Genomic DNA, 14,952 nt, shown 5'->3' with positions numbered 1-14,952 from the left:
CGGTCAGCGATATTGTTTCGGGATATGAATGGCTGCCCCGAGGAACTTGAGCTCGGGGTAGGCGGGGTTCGTCCAGGTGATGGTTTCCTTGTCGTAGACCCATCCCGCGCGCTCGGCGTCCGCCTTGGCTGCTGCTTTCTCGGCCTCATTCTCCTCGAACTCTCGCTCGCGGCGCCGCTTGTTGTAGGCTGGCATGCTATCTCCTCGATGTTTGACGATGTCGCGGCCGTCGGTCAATTGGTTGAGACGAGCCGCGCTAGCTCATCCTGCTTCTGCTTGACCACGTTTAGCTGAGAATTGAACCACGGGATGTCAACGGTGCCGTTCACCACGTCCTCTTCCATCTGCGCGAGCAGCGTATACTGCTCTCGGATCAGCGGGGCTAGATGGTCGTCCTTGAACGCAGCAATGAAGTGCGCGTCGTCATCCCGGTACTCCTCGGCAGCATTGAGCATTGCTTCCATCACACGGACGTCGAGGGATTTGATCTCCTTATGGAGAAGGTAGTGCAGCTCCAGTTCCAGATCTTTAGTTCTATCCAGACCATAAGACTTCATGCCGACATCGATCAGGCATGCGTCGGACAGGATCGCAATCAACCAACGCTGCGATAGCAACGAGCTCAATCTGTGCTCGTCAGCGCCTTTCGCCCAATCCGCTCCTTCGCACATGAAGGACCACGAGGCGACGTGTTTTGCGCCCTGCGAGGCGACGTATGCCGCGCGCCATGAGCGTTCCGCCATGACCAGCTTCAGCAGCCGTGACTTCTGCAATTGCCAGGTTGCTTCGGCTGCAACCACCTCCAGCTGCGATTTGTAGTAGTCGCGCCAATAGTCGAGCAGGCTAATTCCGTTCTTGCCGACCCAAGCAGCGGTGAGGCGTTTCCAGTCAGCGGGCAGCGGCGGTGCCGTAATCAATCTGTCGGCGGATTTTAATAGGTCATCGTACATCAGAGGTCGGCGGAAAAGTGCTTTAAGGAATGCCATGTCCTGCGCTTCGTCAGTTGAATCCAGTCCGTCAGCATACCGCTGTACGCAACCTTAGATCAATCCGCCGAGCCCGGATCCTTGCCGAACACCTTCAACCGAAGCTCCAGCTTACGGCGATATTTCCGCCGGCTGCCGTCCGGCTCAGAGCGGGTGTCGAGAATATCCTCCAAGGCGGCATCTCGGCCTCCAAGGTCGCTGCGGAAGCTCGCGATCCTTTCCGCGCGCGACGGGACTATGGCTTCAGGTTCTTGAGGATCGCCGAAAAAGCTTCAGGCGGAATAGCGATTACGACACATCTCCATACCAGCCCTTCTCCGATCGGTCCAATCGAGAACCCGCCAGCGGAATGGCGGGCGCGCACGGATCCATATGCGGCACGGCGTGAGGTCGATCTTGTTGCGCTTGGCTTAGGAGCGGCTGAACACGGCAAATGAGCCGTCAATGGCTTGGCGACTGATGTGCTAATTAGCGTGACCCGAGTTGGGGCAGAGCTTGTTGTGCATGGGGCTTGCATTCGTTGTTGCGTCGCGACACTGAACAGGCAGATTAAGGCCGCGCAATCGGTGCGCCATGCAATCCGCCCGCCATGGGCAAAGACAGGTGCCGACGATGTCATTGCAGGAAACAAAGGATCATCTTATCCAGCTCCTTGCCGATCCGGACAACAAAGTCATCGCTCTGTCTGGAAAATGGGGTACCGGAAAAAGTCATTTGTGGCGCGAAGTCCAGGCCGCCTCCGCCGACGAAACTACCAAGAGCTCCTTGTATGTGTCTCTGTTTGGCTTGTCCGACGTCGACCAATTGAAGAGGAAGCTTATCGAGTCGGTGGTTCCTGTTGCCGAATCTAATCCGGGTTTATGGGATGGCGCCAAGCAGGCGGTAAGCTCCAGCATCAAGATTTTAGGAGCCTTTCACAAGGGATTCGAGGCCATCAACGATTTGAGCCTCCTCTTGCTAGCTCCGGCCCTGCTCCGCAACAAAATGATCGTGATTGATGACATCGAGCGCAAGCACGAAAAGCTCGGCGTCGACGAGGTTTTAGGTTTCATCGACCAGTACAGCCAGCAATACGGCTCCCGATTCGTACTGATTCTCAATAGTGACCAGCTTGGACAAAAAGCAGCATGGGACACGCTTCGGGAAAAGGTGGTCGATCAGGAGATCCAGCTCCTCACGACGCCTGATGAGGCTTTCGAAATTGCGACAGCGCTCTCGCCTTCCCGCTATTCCGCCCACATAAGGAAGGCAGCGAACACTTGCGGGCTGACCAATATTCGTATCGTTCGGAAGGTGATCCGGTCCGTGAACCGGATATTAGGGGACCGCAATCTCTCGGATGCAATACTTTCGCGCGTCGTACCGTCGATCGTTTTGCTCACGGCGATCAACTACAGGGGCATCCCCGACGGCCCTGACTTTCAATTTGTCTTAGCCATTGGCTCCACGAGCGATATCGCTGAGCGCATGGCGAACAAAGACAAGAAGACTGATGAGGAAGACAAGCGCAGGGCAAGCTGGCGGCTCTTGCTACAAGAGTTGGGTATCGGCCGCTGCGACGAGTTCGAGACGTTGGTAGTGCAGTTTCTTGAATCAGGCCAATTCGACACGAGCAAGGTGACTGCGATTGTTGATCGCTACGTCGCGGAAAGCGACAGGATGGAAGCCCTCCAGAAAGCCGGTGAGTTGCTAGAGCGTCTTTACTGGGACCATCGCGCGGAGGAAGCTGAGTTGGTCGCACAGGCTGACAAACTGGTATCCGTTGCACACCTGCTCGACGCCCACACCGTCACCAATCTGGACAAGAATCTCACCCAGCTGCCCGGTGGTAGCGCGATCGGGCAGAAAATCGTGCAAGCCTGGATAGCTGCTTTCCGCGCGCAACAGCCAGAAATCAGCCATGACGGCCCTTACCGCAGACCGCTTCACCCAGACATCATAAGCGAGTTCACGGCGATCAAAGCTCGTACCCAAGCCAATACTTCGGTGTTCGATGCCTGCATGCACATCATCAAACACAGTGGATGGGGCACCCTGCAAGAGGTTGTAATGAAGAACGCGACCGTTGAGGATTTCGAGTCAACGATCAAAGGCTTGGGGATTGATGATTTCCAGGTTTTCATGCGACGCATGCTGGAGATGCGAATTCAGCGACAGACATATGACCCTCACTTCGGATCGGCCACGGATCGGTTTGTGGAAGCTTGCCGGAACATCGCGGGTGCCCCCAACTCCGGACGGCTTGGATCTCTTATCAAACACCTCTTCGACGAGGCCAACATAGGAGCGCAATTGACTCCTCAAGCCGATACAGCGGCTCCGGCGTAGATGCCAGAGTCGTGAGCGGTTGGGTGGCGGGCACGATGTTAGCCCCATTTAGCCGATTTAAACGGGAATGGCGGCAAGACGGCCCTGAGCTCGCGGCCAACGCACAGTCGGGCGTCGCGATGGAGCCGGCACGCGGTGCAGGCGCCCACAAATTAGCGCTACAATGAGGGCCCTTGAGCCATTTAGGTGCGGCTCGAAAGATTCTCAATGGCGGCGGCCATTGTTTCGAGGGAATTGATGACGCCGTCCATGACGAAATCGAGCGCCCGCCCATAGCCTGCGTTGACGTTCGCTGTGTCGAAGCCGAGCTGCTGGAGAGCTGTCAGGCATTTCTGCACGGCGTCGTGCGCATCGGCGATCCTGAGATCGTTATTCAAGAACAAGGGTGCCAAGGCTTCATTGCGGTCGTCCCAGCCCTCGCGGTCTCCGCTTGAGGCAAAGGCATCGCTTGCCTCCTCATGAACATTCAGGTTTTCAATGACGTTCAGAAGTGCCTGCAGCAGCTTGAGGCTTCCGAGGTCCTTTACGGCCGCTCTCGGACACCCGGCGCGCTCCAACAATGACTTGAGGTAGCCGTTGGGGACGCGTTGCCACACCTCGTGCAAGCTCTTGCAGCGAGCCAGGAACATCTGCTGTGTCATGTCCAATGGTGCGACCTGGGCCAGCCGACCGAGCGCCGGATAGGCCGACCAACCATTGGCCGCCACCTCTGCGCGATCAAATCCCGTCAGATCTGCTGCCGACTTGTTCAGCCCCACCATTGTACCGAGCGCGGAAAGGCCGTCACCCAATCGGAGAAGCACATCGAGCAGGCGCTGGACCTTCGCGACCACATGCTCTTCATTTAGGTCCACATGCGCCAAATCGGCCGGATCAACCGCGAATGATCGGGCATGCACGATCTCGCGATCTGGCTTCGGCTTGTACAACTCGCGCATCGGAACTTGAATCAGATTTCTTCCGACCCGACGGCACTCAGTAAAGCTCCATTGCCCTCTGTATGAAGGGCTGCTGTACCAGCGGTCCCAAACATGAGCCGGCGTCGAGTCGTAGAAGGTGCTCTGTTCGTACTTCTGGAGAAACCGATCGTCGAGGTAGACCGGATGATGTCCCACCAGGGCATCCGCACGCGCATGGCTCATGGGCTGAGCGTCGCCGGGCCACAGGATGCCCTCAGCAGTCTGCTCCGGACAGAGTTCTGGCCTTACTGCCTCCACCGAAGCCCAGAGCTGCAGCAGAAGCCCGCCCTTGTGCTCACGGATGTCCAATTCATACCAGGCGACCCCCTCGGTCGGCTTCAGGACAACCTGAGGCTTCTCGTCCATGAGAGCCCGGACCTCCGGAATATCCGGTAGCTGGGCCGAGTAGTAGAAGACTCGCACACCCCGAGCGCCACGTAGCCAAAGGTAGCGACGGAGGTACTCGTTCGACATGCGCCAACTGACAGCTCGCTTCAAATTCCAGTGGTATTCACTCGAAACCTCACCCTCGGCCACGCCGAACTCTGGAAGCCCAAGGTCATCGTAGACCAGGCGCTGCTCATCATTGCCGACGCAGCGAGGCGTCAGCCCGAGAGTCATCCAGACCTTCTCAGCCAGATTGAACGTGTAGAACGAGCCGTCACCCCACGCCGCGACGATGTAGTCATGGCCAGAGATTGACGGAGAAAACACCGCCGAGCACCCGCACTCGTCTCCAATAGGGACCGAATACTCGACTACGCCATTACTTGCTTCGGATAGCACTTCGACGGGGCCATCTGCCCCTGGAACTACAGCCATCAGCAAATGCAGATGCTCGGCGTTCGGGCCATGCTGATCGATCTCCTGCTTGGAGGCCACCTCCACAAACAGGCTTTGCGACAGGCCTGCAGGCTCTAGCAAGCCGCGCAGCCTTGGCGGCATGACGTCAAGCGGGAGGGGAAACGCCCCTAGATAATCAAACGGCATGTTATCTCTATCGCTCCAGGCAGCATCTCTTGTACTTCAGCCCGCTACCGCAGGGACATCGGTCATTGCGGCCGATCTTGCCTGGCTTTGCTGGTTTGCTCGGACGCGGAGGCTGCACGAACTGGGTCACCCGGTCGTTGTGCTCACGCAGATTTGGAGTGCCGAAAAAATTCCAGTCCTTGTTCAGATCCTCGTAGTAGCTCCTCATCTCTTCGGTCCAGGTCTCGCAGGGCAGGAGGATGAAGTCTTCCGCAATCTTGCCGCCCGAGAACTTTGGCGCGTCGATACCGATGCCGATCACCTTTACGAGGTTTGGGAATTTGTTCTTTGCCGCTCCGCATGCGATCTCAAGCAGGCTCGTGCGCTTCTCGCGGTAGTCTGGCTCGGCCCGATACGCATCGGGAGCGCGCAGTTGCAGCAGGACGTAAGCGACGTTTGGCTGGAATGACGGCAGAAACGTCACCTGCCGCGAGAACGGGCCAGTGTCAGGAAATCGCTGAGCCGCCGTCAGCATCTTGTCAGCAAGGCCGCGGCGCATGAAGCGCGGCTCCTTCACCATTTCATAGATGGCGCTCTCGCCGCGAAAAATGTTGGAGTTTCCGCCAAGCGTCCCGTCCAGGCTGTTCTGGCACGTGCGCTGAATCAACTGGTCCCAGAAGTAAGAGACGCGATCCACCTTCTTCGTGTTCTTGTAGAGATCGGTTTGAATGAAGCTGTGCCATTCGCCTTCGCCGATCATGATGCCGTTGACGGCCTCTTTCTCGTTCTTCGGCCCGATAACATGGCGCTTGTTGCCCTCGTCGTAGTTCAGCAGATAGTGGCCGAGGAGGTCTTCCTCTCCGCAATAGGTCAGATAGTCGAAGGCTGAAGCGGCCCGCACCTTTTCGTCGAGATACGTCGAAAGGTCGCTGACCGTATCAAGCTCACCCAGCACGATGGGCATGTTGTGGCTGTCCAGGATGTGGACTGGGTTGCGCCTGTCGATTTCGATATGGAAGGGCTCGGTTGGGCCGCCGTCGGTTTCCGTGTAGGCGATGGCCAGGCTGCCATAGATGTTGTCGGGGGACGCGCGTTCGCATGCCTCCTTGGCGCCGTGCGCAACGATGATCTTGTGAATGACCGACTTTTCCGCATCGATAGCGAGCGGGAAGGGGGCGGTCCTCTTGGCATCCAAAAAGATCGGCCTGCCGCTGCGGATGTAGCGTTCCGCGCCGTGCGCAGTTTTCACCTGGCGATCGATGACGTTGCGCTTCCACCGATCCCACACGACCTTCGGGTCTTTGTCGGGCCCTTCCGGCAGTTCGTTCTCGCGATCGAAGAAGATGAAGACGTGGTTATCGAAGACGGCAAGCAGGTCACACAACTCGTGCCCGTCGTCCTTGAATGGATTGGGATAGCTCCACAGCTTGAGGAAGGACCTCTCGCAGAAATCAGCAAGCATCCGTTCCGTTTCCGTTACGCCAGCCGATTTCTCGTTCACGTTGAGGCAGTGCCTTCTTGCTTACATTGATCAGCTACCACCACCGGGCCGACGATCAGCGGCGATCACTGCAGCGAGATCCAGATGAATGATCGTAGGGACCGATATTGGCGCTGGCGATCGGCGACGAAAAATCGTGTGAGCGCAGCCCTAGGACTCGAATCGTCCCAAGGTTGAAGAATTTATCATGGTTTCCTTTTGAGAAAGGCGCTCGATTGTACTTCTGGCCACTTGCCTCATCATGAATCAGACTGTGTAAGTAGGTGTGTAAAGCTTCTCGCCGAGAAACTTTAACCGTCTGATAAGACTAAGGTTTTTTGGGCAAGTTGGTGCCCCTGGCCGGAATCGAACCAGCACTCCTTGCGGAACTCGATTTTGAGTCGAGCGCGTCTACCAGTTCCGCCACAGGGGCCCTCGGTCGGCCCTTGAAGGGAGCGTCGCGAAGCCGGCGGACTATAGCCATGGACAAAGCGGGGTCAACCCGCGCCAAAGTGATGTCAGCCGTTCTCGACAGCCGCATGGACCGGGGCTAGAGGCTTAAGGGCGCGACCTATCGGAAAGAGGCTGCCGTGACGACCCAGAGTGCCGCCATACCTGCGTTCAAGCCGGCTGCCAGCGGCTCTGCGCTGACGGCTTCGCTGCTCATCACGCTGATTGCCGCGGCGACCATCGCAGGTGCCTGGTTCTTCCAGCTCGTGCTGGAGATCCTGCCCTGTCCGCTCTGCCTGGAGCAGCGCTACGCCTATTACCTCGCGATTCCGCTCGGTGCGCTCACGGCGCTGGCGGCGCGGAGTGGAGCGTCGCGGCCGCTGCTGCTGGCGGGGCTCGCGATCCTCGCGCTGGCGACGCTCGCCAATGCCGGCCTCGGCACCTACCATTCCGGCGTCGAATGGGGTTTTTGGAAAGGGCCGACCGATTGCTCCGGTCCCGTCGTCAATCTCGGCAATGCCGGCGATCTCTTTTCAAAGCTCGACACCGTGAAGGTGGTGCGCTGCGACGAGGTGCAGTGGCGCTTCCTCGGCCTCTCGCTCGCCGGCTACAACGTGCTGATCTCGCTGCTGATGGCCGCGATTGCCGCGTGGGGATTTGCGAAGACGGCGAGAGGCTAGGAAAGCCGCCGTAGGGTGGGCAGGCAAGCTGCCGTAGGGTGGGCAAAGGCGCACCCTTCGCGCGCCGTGCCCACCATCTCGTAGTGATAAGGGCGAAAGAGAACGTGGGCACGGCGCTAGTGCGCCTTTGCCCACCCTACGAGAGTTCGGCTCCATCAATCATCCACATCGTCCTGCGTGCGCCCGAACAGATGCACGATGCCCGGCGTTGCGATCGTCACGAACACGAAACGCGACAGGTGGTGGGCCCCGACGAAGATCGGGTCGATGTGCAAGGTCAGCGCCAGCGCCAGCATGGCGTCCATCGCGCCCGGCGCGAAGGCGACCACGACATCGGAGAACTTGACCTGCGTGGTCAGCGCGACGATGCCGACGAAAACGGCGGAGACGGCGATCGCGACCGTGAACGAGCCCAGTGCCGCGTTGATGTGACCGGCGAGCGTCTTGATGCGCATCCGCGCGAAACGGCTGCCGATCAGCGCGCCGATGCCAACCAGCGCCACACCGCGCACCCAGTCCGGCAGGCCGCCCTCGACCCAGCCGGCGCCATGCAGCACGCTGGAGGCGATCATGGCGCCGAACATCCAGCTCGCCGGAAACCTGATCAGGCGCAGGACCAGCGCCATGGCCAGCGAGGCCGCGACCAGCTCCACGAGATCGAGCGGCGAGGCGATCGTCGTCGCCAGCGACGGCGCGGCGGAGGGGGCGACGCCCGCAAATGCAAGCACCATCGGCAAGGCCGCGGTGAGGATGATGACGCGCATGGTCTGCACCACCGCGATGCCCGGCAGGTCGGCGCCGCGCTCGACCGCCAGGATCGTGATCTGCGACAGCGCGCCGGGGCTGCCGGCCAGGAAGGCCGAGGTGCGGTCCCAGCCATGGATGCGCTGGAGGTAATAGCTCGAGCCGAAGGTCGAGCAGAACGTCGCCAGTGCAAGCAGCCCGATGGTGAGGGGGTATGTGCCGACCTGCTGAAGCAGATGGCGCGAGACCACCGAGCCCAGCGAAATCCCGAGCAGCACCAGCACGGTCTGGGTCAGGAGCGGCGGCAGCGCGAGCTGGCGCCCGGCGATCGCGGCAATCCCGACCGCGATCATCGAGCCGGAGATCAGCCCGCCGGGAAGGCCGGCGAGGAGAAACACAAGGCCGCCGGCGGTGCCGATGACGAGCGTCTCCGCCGTGCTCAAGATCTTGGCACGGCTCGGCCATTCAAACGACAGGGAGGCGACGATTTGCTTCACGCCACCTTATCGCAAATCAGCGAGAGGCGCACAATTGCAGGCTCGTCATGCCGCAATGCGCGCGCCTCTCGCGAGAAGCTCGCGGAAGATCGTGTCGGAGGCCTACTTCTTGTCGGCAGCCGGCGCGGCGGTGCCCGCCTTGGCGGTCTTGATGCATTCGGAGCGGAATTTCTTGCGCTCCTTGCCGTGCAGGCCCTTGGCGTCGGCCTGCTTGGAGCATTCGAGCGACTCGGCCGAACGCTCCTTCGGGGCTTTCTTGTCGGCCGCGGCGGCGGCGTCGATCTTGGTATCGGTCTTGGCCGCCGGCGCGGCGGTCTGCGCGAAGGCGGTGCCGCCGGCGAGCAGGGAGGCGAGGGCGACAGCGGCGAGGCGAGAGGCGAGGGTCATGGTGTTGCACTCTTCTGGCGAGAATTGCGAAGGGTTGCGAACGTCGGCTCGCGTTGCTGAACGCGACATGAATAATCTGAACGGCGTCGTTACTATATTTTGGCGGCCGGGAGCCATCGCTTCCTTGTCGCAAATGGCCGGCACGCTAGGATAGCAAGTCTTGTTTCACTTCCCCTCGGGGGAAGACCAAGGAGGAGACCTGAGGATGACCATTCAATCGAAAATGCTGTGCGCGATTGCGTTGTCGGGATTTGCTGCGTTGGCGGTATCGTCGCCAGCGCAGGCGCTGACGTCGCAGGAGTGCAGCGCCAAATACCAGGCGGCCAAGAAGGACGGCTCGCTCGGCACCATGAAGTGGAATGACTTCCGCAAGGCCCAGTGCGGCGCGGATGCAACGCCGGCTGCTGCAGCACCGGCTGCTCCCGCACCGACCGCGGCTGCGCCCGCCGCTCCCGCCGAGCCGAAGCAGGCCAAGAAGGAGGCGGCCCCGGCCGCCGCGCCGACCCTGCCGGCGGGACCCGCGATCTATCCGAACGCGATCGATCCGAAATATGCCAAGGAGACCCCGGGCAAGGGGCGCCTGCACACCTGCGTCGACCAGTACAACGCCAACAAGACCACCAACGGCAACGGCGGCATGAAGTGGATCCAGAAGGGCGGCGGCTACTACAGCGAATGCAACAAGAAGCTGAAGGGCGCCGCCTGAGCTTCGAGCTGATGCGAAGGCCGGAGCAACGCTCCGGCCTTTCTGCTTAAATTTTAGTTTGAGCATGATCTTTCGGAAAACCGCTGCACACTTTTCCGGATCATGCTCTAGTTGAGCAGCTTCTCGGCCGATTTCGCCACCAGTTGGGACCGCTTGCGCGGCCCGCGCTCGACGAACAACAGGCTCTGGCCGAAGATGAAGCAGTAGAACAGGAAGGCCTGCGCCTCGGCCTCCTCGGGCGCAAGCCCGGTCGCGCGATAGAGCTCGGCCACGTGCTTGAGCCGCGCTGCGTCCACGCTCGCCACGGCGGCCGCGGCGTTCTCGTCGGAGCGGGCCCATTGCCGGATCGCGAGCTCGATCGCCATGGCTTCCGGATTGAGCCGCTCGGAGTAGAGCTGGATCACCGCCTTCAGCCGTTCGCGGGGGTGTTGGCCATCGAGGCGCGTCTGCTGCGCGATCGACGCGGCCCGCCCCTCGCGCCAGCGCTGCAGCATGGCTTCGAGCAGCGCGGCGCGGTCGGCGAAGCGGCGGTAGAAGCCGCCCTTGGTGACGCCGAGATTCTTGGCGAGCACCTCGACCCTGACACCCTCGACCCCCGAGCGGGCGAGCTCGGCAAACCCCGCCTCGACCCAGACATCGCCCTTGCCGTCGCTCATGAAAGAAGCCTCTCGAACTCTTGATACGGTGCCGTATTGCTAACGCGTCTCGTGCCTGATACGCTACCGTATCAAGATCAATAAACAACGAGGGCGGAATGGCGATGGAGCAGGAGGCGACCTATCGCGGCACGGTCTATCCGTGGCAATGCGACCATGTCGGCCACATGAACATCATGTGGTATGTCGGCAAATTCGACGAAGCCAACTGGAATCTGTTCGCCCGCCTCGGCCTGACGCCGAGCTATTTGCGCTCCTCCGGCCGCGGCATGGCCGCCGTGCAGCAGAACATCGCCTACAGGCGCGAGCTGCTCGCCGGCGACATCGTCGAGGTCCGCAGCCATCTGCTCGAGGTCCGCGACAAGTCGATCCGCTTCCGGCACGACATGACGAATGCCGAGACCGGCGAGATCGCCGCAACTTGCGAGATCACCGGCGTGCACATGGATCGGAGCCAGCGCAAATCGGCGCCGTTCGCCGATGCCATCCGGGAGATCGCTCTGCGCCGTCTCGCCGATCCGGCCGAGGCCTGAACCATGGCCGCGTTCGAGCCGAAGAACCCGGGCTATCGCGCGGCGGCGATCGCAATGTTCGACGGCCAGCCGGCGATGCACACGCTCGGCATCGTGATCGTCCGCCTTGCACCGGGTGAGGCCGAGCTCGCGATGCTGCATTCGCCTGATCTCACGCAGCAGAACGGTTTTGTCCATGCCGGCATCATCACGGCAGGGCTCGACAACGCCTGCGGCGTTGCCGCCTTTACCCTGATGCCAAGGGAGGCTGACATCCTCACCGTCGAGTTCAAGACGACCCTGCTGGCACCCGCTCGCGGCGAACGGTTCGTGTTCAGGGCGGAGGTGGTCAAGCCCGGCCGCACGCTCACGTTCTGCGAGGCCAGGGCGTTTGCCGAGCACGAGGGCAACACCACGCTGATCGCCACGATGACCGGGACGTTGATGGCGATGCTGCCGCGCATTGCTGCTTCGCACGAGCCGCGCACGTCTCATGCATAGCTGCGATTGACAAGCCTGTCGGCGCATCTCTTGATGCGACGGTCATGCTTGCGAGTCTCGGCCTCATCCTGCTGTGCCAATTGATCGGCGAAGCCGTCGTGCGCGGCCTCGGGCTACCCTTGCCGGGACCTGTGCTCGGCCTGCTGCTGCTCCTGATCCTGCTGCTCGCCCGCGATCGCTTCGCAGCGCTTGCATACGGGCCGCTGCGCAACGACGGCGTGGAAACGGCAAGCAAGGGCCTGCTGGCACATCTGTCGCTGTTGTTCGTGCCGGCCGGCGTCGGCGTGGTGCAGAAGCTCGACCTGCTCGCCTCCCATGGCATCGCCATCGTCCTCGTGCTTGCGCTCTCCGTGGTCGTCACGCTGCTCGCGACGGTGCTGACCTTCCGCCTCGTCAGCCGCCTGTTGAAGCAGCAGGACGCGCGATGAGCGCCAATCCGTTCTCGCTCTGGGTCTATCTCTCGCAGTCGCCGCTGCTGTGGCTGACCGTGACGCTGCTGGTCTATGCCGCGACGGATGCGGTGTCGCTGGCGACGCGGCGCCATCCGCTCGCCAATCCCGTGCTGCACGCGATGTGGATCATCGGCGCGTTCCTGCTCGCAACCGGCACGTCCTATACGAGCTATTTCGCCGGCGCGCAGTTCGTGCACTTCCTGCTGGGGCCCGCCACCGTCGCGCTCGCGGTGCCGCTCTATGAGAACCGCGGGCGCGTCGTGTCATCCATCGTGCCGATGCTGGTGGCGCTGCTCGCGGGATCGGTCACGGCGGTGGTGTCGGTGGTGCTGCTGGCCGAGCTTGCCGGCCTGCCGCGCGACGTGGTGCTGTCGCTGGCGCCGAAATCGGTCACCGCCGGGGTCGCCATGGGCATCGCCGAATCCCTGCACGCCGATCCCTCGCTGGCGGCGGTGGCGGTGATCCTCACCGGCATCATGGGCGCGATCATCGTGACGCCGCTGATGAACCGCACCGGCGTCACCGATTACCGGGCGCGCGGCTTCGCCGCCGGCCTTGCCGCGCATGGCATCGGCACCGCGCGTGCGTTCCAGGTCGACGAGCTTGCCGGCGTCTTCTCCGGCATCGCCATGAGTCTCAACGCCTTGGTGACCTCGTTCCTGGTCCCCCTGGCGGTCACGCTGCTGGTGCGATGACATCGTCGCCGCGACACTCTATATGATCGGTAACAATTCCCGGTCCCGAACCGTACTCAGGGAGATGGGACCGAAACGGGACGAGATATGGCTGGATCTGGGACTAAGGGCCTTGTGCCGACGCGGCGCGCGGCGCTGACGCTGATCGGGGCGGGCGCCCTCGCACTGACGGGCGCCTCGGCGCGCGCGGCGACCGACGACAACGAGGTGCTGACCGAAGCCAAGGTGCTGCGCGATCCCGACACGCCCGTCGCCGGCAATCCCAACGGCAACGTCACCATCGTCGAATGGTCCGACTACAATTGCCCCTATTGCCGCAAGCTCGAGCCTGAGCTGCGCCAGGTCGTCCAGGACGACGGCAAGGTGCGGCTGGTGATGAAGGATTGGCCGATCCTCGGGCCGGTCTCGGTGACGGCGGCGCGGACCGCTCTCGCGGCAAAATTCCAGGACAAATACCATCAGGCCCATGACGCCTTGATGGGCGTCAGCTCGCGCCTGACCGAGCCGCGCATCAACGAGCTGCTGGCGGCCGCCGGCGTCGACATGGACCGCCTGAAGCGCGATCTCGCCGGCCATGGCAGCGACATCGACGCGCTGCTCAAGCGCAACAACGAGCAGGCCGAAGCCTTCGGTTTCAGCGGCACCCCGTCCTTCATCGTCGGCAAGTACCGCGTCCCCGGCGTGCTTAGCATGACCGAGTTCGAGCAGGTCATCGCCGATGCCCGCAAGGCCAAGATGAACTGAGGCGCGCAGCGGCGGTCGCAGCCAAAGCAAAGGCGCCGCCGCGGAGCTCGCGACGGCGCCTTGTTCATGTTTAGGCGTCGTTACTTCGACGAGATCCGCACCCAGTCCTTGTGCGCGCGATCGCGCAGCGCGTCCCAGTCGGCCTTCGCGACATCCCAGTTCACGATGGTGCGATTGCTCGTCGCGACCTCGCCATTGGCGACGGATGAGGTCTGCATGGAGTCGTAGACGTAGACGCCGCCGGCAAGCAGCAGGGCGCCCAAAATCATTCCAAAAAACGTCCTCATAGCGAACCTCCGGTGACGCGCCGATAACGTCGGCACGGCGCCATGGTTCCGCGGCCATGCGGCGCATCTAAGGACAGGTTGTTCATTTTCCATTCAGCCACTGCACCAGCTCCGCGTTGATCTCGCGCGGATAGGTGTGGCTGAGGTCGTCGATCTCGCGATAGGTGACATCAGCGCCAGCCGCTGCGAGCGCGGCCTGGGTCTGGCGCGCGGTCTGCACCGGAAACATCCAATCGAGCTTGCCGTGGGTGATGAAGATGGGCAGACCTTGCAAGCGCGCGGCGTCCGCCATCTCCGCCATCAGCGGATGGAAAGTTGCGGAGACCGGCGCCAGATGGGTGAAGGGCGAGGCGCCCTCGAGGCCGCTGACGTAGCTGAAGGTGCCGCCGTCGCTCATGCCGGTCAGCAGCATGCGCGAGGCGTCGATGCTCCAGCGGCTGCGCACGGTTTCGAGGATACGCATGAGATTGGGCGTATCGGCATCGTCGCCCATCAGCGCCCAGGTCGGACCGGTCGCGGTGGGCGCCACCAGGATCGTGCCAAGGCTGCGGGCGTCGCGCAGCCAGCTCCACAGGAAACCGCGTCCGTTGCCGCTGCCGCCATGCAGCGCCATCACCAGCGGCATGGCGCGTTCGGGCGTATAGTACTCAGGCACATAGACCGAGAAGCCGCCGCGGCTGCCGGGTTCGTTGTGATCGTGGAAGATGCCAGTATTTTCGCTCGCGCCGACTTCGAGCCGCGACAACAGATCCGCATTTTCGCGATTGGCGGTGTTGAGGAAGAAGCTGCTTACGGGAGGAAACTGCATCGCCAGGGGATAAAGCGCCTCCTGCGCGCGCGGCACGTGGCGCAGCGCGCGGAAGACAGCGACGAGATCGCCATTGCCGCGCTCCACCTCGCGGATCCCGGCAAAGGCGGC

At 61.9% G+C, this 14,952-nt stretch carries 17 protein-coding genes and 1 tRNA gene; 8 read left to right on the top strand and 10 right to left on the bottom strand.

All coding sequences use genetic code 11. From position 1 onward, the window contains the following. Positions 1 to 3: 3 nt before the first annotated feature. The gene (locus tag IC66_RS0118095) at positions 4 to 195 is read right to left on the bottom strand and encodes a hypothetical protein (RefSeq protein WP_038948559.1); all 192 of its coding nucleotides are present in this window, start codon (positions 193 to 195) and stop codon (positions 4 to 6) included. 38 nt (positions 196 to 233) lie between these two features. Beyond that, a complete protein-coding gene (locus IC66_RS0118090) occupies positions 234 to 986 on the bottom strand; it encodes a hypothetical protein (protein WP_157158061.1) in 753 nt (250 codons plus the stop codon). Between the two features lie 612 nt (positions 987 to 1,598). On the opposite strand from IC66_RS0118090, the gene IC66_RS0118080 reads away from it, so the two are divergent. Further along, entirely contained in the window at positions 1,599 to 3,314 is a 1,716-nt protein-coding gene (locus IC66_RS0118080; RefSeq protein WP_038948557.1) for a P-loop NTPase fold protein, read from the top strand. 182 nt (positions 3,315 to 3,496) lie between these two features. On the opposite strand, the gene IC66_RS0118075 is transcribed toward IC66_RS0118080, so the two are convergent. The 3 genes from IC66_RS0118075 to IC66_RS0118065 all read right to left on the bottom strand — a co-directional run bounded on the left by IC66_RS0118075 (position 3,497) and on the right by IC66_RS0118065 (position 7,155). Further along, positions 3,497 to 5,263, bottom strand: coding sequence for a hypothetical protein (locus IC66_RS0118075; RefSeq protein WP_038948556.1), 1,767 nt, complete (start codon positions 5,261 to 5,263; stop codon positions 3,497 to 3,499). Between the two features lie 7 nt (positions 5,264 to 5,270). Continuing rightward, positions 5,271 to 6,743, bottom strand: a complete 1,473-nt coding sequence (locus tag IC66_RS48335; protein WP_244429121.1) for a YecA family protein — start codon at positions 6,741 to 6,743, stop codon at positions 5,271 to 5,273. 327 nt (positions 6,744 to 7,070) lie between these two features. Further along, a tRNA-Leu gene (locus tag IC66_RS0118065) sits at positions 7,071 to 7,155 on the bottom strand. A 157-nt stretch (positions 7,156 to 7,312) separates the two neighbouring features. On the opposite strand from IC66_RS0118065, the gene IC66_RS0118060 reads away from it, so the two are divergent. Next, positions 7,313 to 7,852: a disulfide bond formation protein B gene (locus IC66_RS0118060; protein ID WP_038948554.1), complete on the top strand. Its 540-nt coding sequence runs from the start codon at positions 7,313 to 7,315 to the stop codon at positions 7,850 to 7,852. Positions 7,853 to 8,007: 155 nt separating this feature from the next. Here the strand turns inward: IC66_RS0118060 and IC66_RS0118055 are convergent, their stop codons facing one another. Together IC66_RS0118055 and IC66_RS0118050 are read right to left on the bottom strand one after the other, a co-directional pair. Then, positions 8,008 to 9,093, bottom strand: a complete 1,086-nt coding sequence (locus IC66_RS0118055) for an AbrB family transcriptional regulator (protein ID WP_038948553.1) — start codon at positions 9,091 to 9,093, stop codon at positions 8,008 to 8,010. A 102-nt stretch (positions 9,094 to 9,195) separates the two neighbouring features. Continuing rightward, the gene (locus IC66_RS0118050; RefSeq protein WP_038948552.1) at positions 9,196 to 9,480 is read right to left on the bottom strand and encodes a PsiF family protein; all 285 of its coding nucleotides are present in this window, start codon (positions 9,478 to 9,480) and stop codon (positions 9,196 to 9,198) included. A 205-nt stretch (positions 9,481 to 9,685) separates the two neighbouring features. Between IC66_RS0118050 and IC66_RS0118045 the strand changes: the two genes are divergently transcribed. After that, positions 9,686 to 10,186 (top strand): hypothetical protein, encoded by a 501-nt coding sequence (locus IC66_RS0118045; RefSeq protein ID WP_038948551.1) that lies wholly within the window; start codon positions 9,686 to 9,688, stop codon positions 10,184 to 10,186. A 107-nt stretch (positions 10,187 to 10,293) separates the two neighbouring features. On the opposite strand, the gene IC66_RS0118040 is transcribed toward IC66_RS0118045, so the two are convergent. After that, positions 10,294 to 10,842 carry a TetR/AcrR family transcriptional regulator gene (locus IC66_RS0118040; protein WP_038948550.1) on the bottom strand — a complete coding sequence of 183 codons (549 nt, stop codon included), beginning with the start codon at positions 10,840 to 10,842 and terminating at the stop codon, positions 10,294 to 10,296. Positions 10,843 to 10,946: 104 nt separating this feature from the next. On the opposite strand from IC66_RS0118040, the gene IC66_RS0118035 reads away from it, so the two are divergent. From IC66_RS0118035 to IC66_RS0118015, 5 genes are all read left to right on the top strand, one after another. Further along, on the top strand, positions 10,947 to 11,375 hold the full coding sequence (locus IC66_RS0118035) for an acyl-CoA thioesterase (RefSeq protein ID WP_038948549.1): 429 nt from the start codon (positions 10,947 to 10,949) through the stop codon (positions 11,373 to 11,375). Positions 11,376 to 11,378: 3 nt separating this feature from the next. Beyond that, complete coding sequence (locus IC66_RS0118030) at positions 11,379 to 11,855, top strand: PaaI family thioesterase (RefSeq protein WP_028139895.1); 477 nt, start codon at positions 11,379 to 11,381, stop codon at positions 11,853 to 11,855. 44 nt (positions 11,856 to 11,899) lie between these two features. Beyond that, positions 11,900 to 12,283 carry a CidA/LrgA family protein gene (locus IC66_RS0118025; protein ID WP_028139896.1) on the top strand — a complete coding sequence of 128 codons (384 nt, stop codon included), beginning with the start codon at positions 11,900 to 11,902 and terminating at the stop codon, positions 12,281 to 12,283. Then, entirely contained in the window at positions 12,280 to 13,002 is a 723-nt protein-coding gene (locus IC66_RS0118020; protein WP_038948548.1) for an LrgB family protein, read from the top strand. Before IC66_RS0118025 ends, IC66_RS0118020 begins: the two co-directional genes overlap by 4 nt. An 87-nt stretch (positions 13,003 to 13,089) precedes the next feature. After that, positions 13,090 to 13,746, top strand: coding sequence for a DsbA family protein (locus tag IC66_RS0118015; RefSeq protein WP_038948547.1), 657 nt, complete (start codon positions 13,090 to 13,092; stop codon positions 13,744 to 13,746). An 80-nt stretch (positions 13,747 to 13,826) separates the two neighbouring features. On the opposite strand, the gene IC66_RS0118010 is transcribed toward IC66_RS0118015, so the two are convergent. Together IC66_RS0118010 and IC66_RS0118005 are read right to left on the bottom strand one after the other, a co-directional pair. Beyond that, positions 13,827 to 14,033 (bottom strand): hypothetical protein, encoded by a 207-nt coding sequence (locus IC66_RS0118010; protein WP_008142940.1) that lies wholly within the window; start codon positions 14,031 to 14,033, stop codon positions 13,827 to 13,829. Between the two features lie 82 nt (positions 14,034 to 14,115). Further along, the coding region (locus tag IC66_RS0118005; protein ID WP_038948546.1) for a dienelactone hydrolase family protein at positions 14,116 to 14,952 on the bottom strand (837 nt) is incomplete at its 5' end.

Source organism: Bradyrhizobium genomosp. III (genome assembly GCF_000261705.1).
GTDB lineage: Bacteria > Pseudomonadota > Alphaproteobacteria > Rhizobiales > Xanthobacteraceae > Bradyrhizobium > Bradyrhizobium ottawaense.
This window is presented reverse-complemented; position numbering and strand designations above follow the sequence as displayed.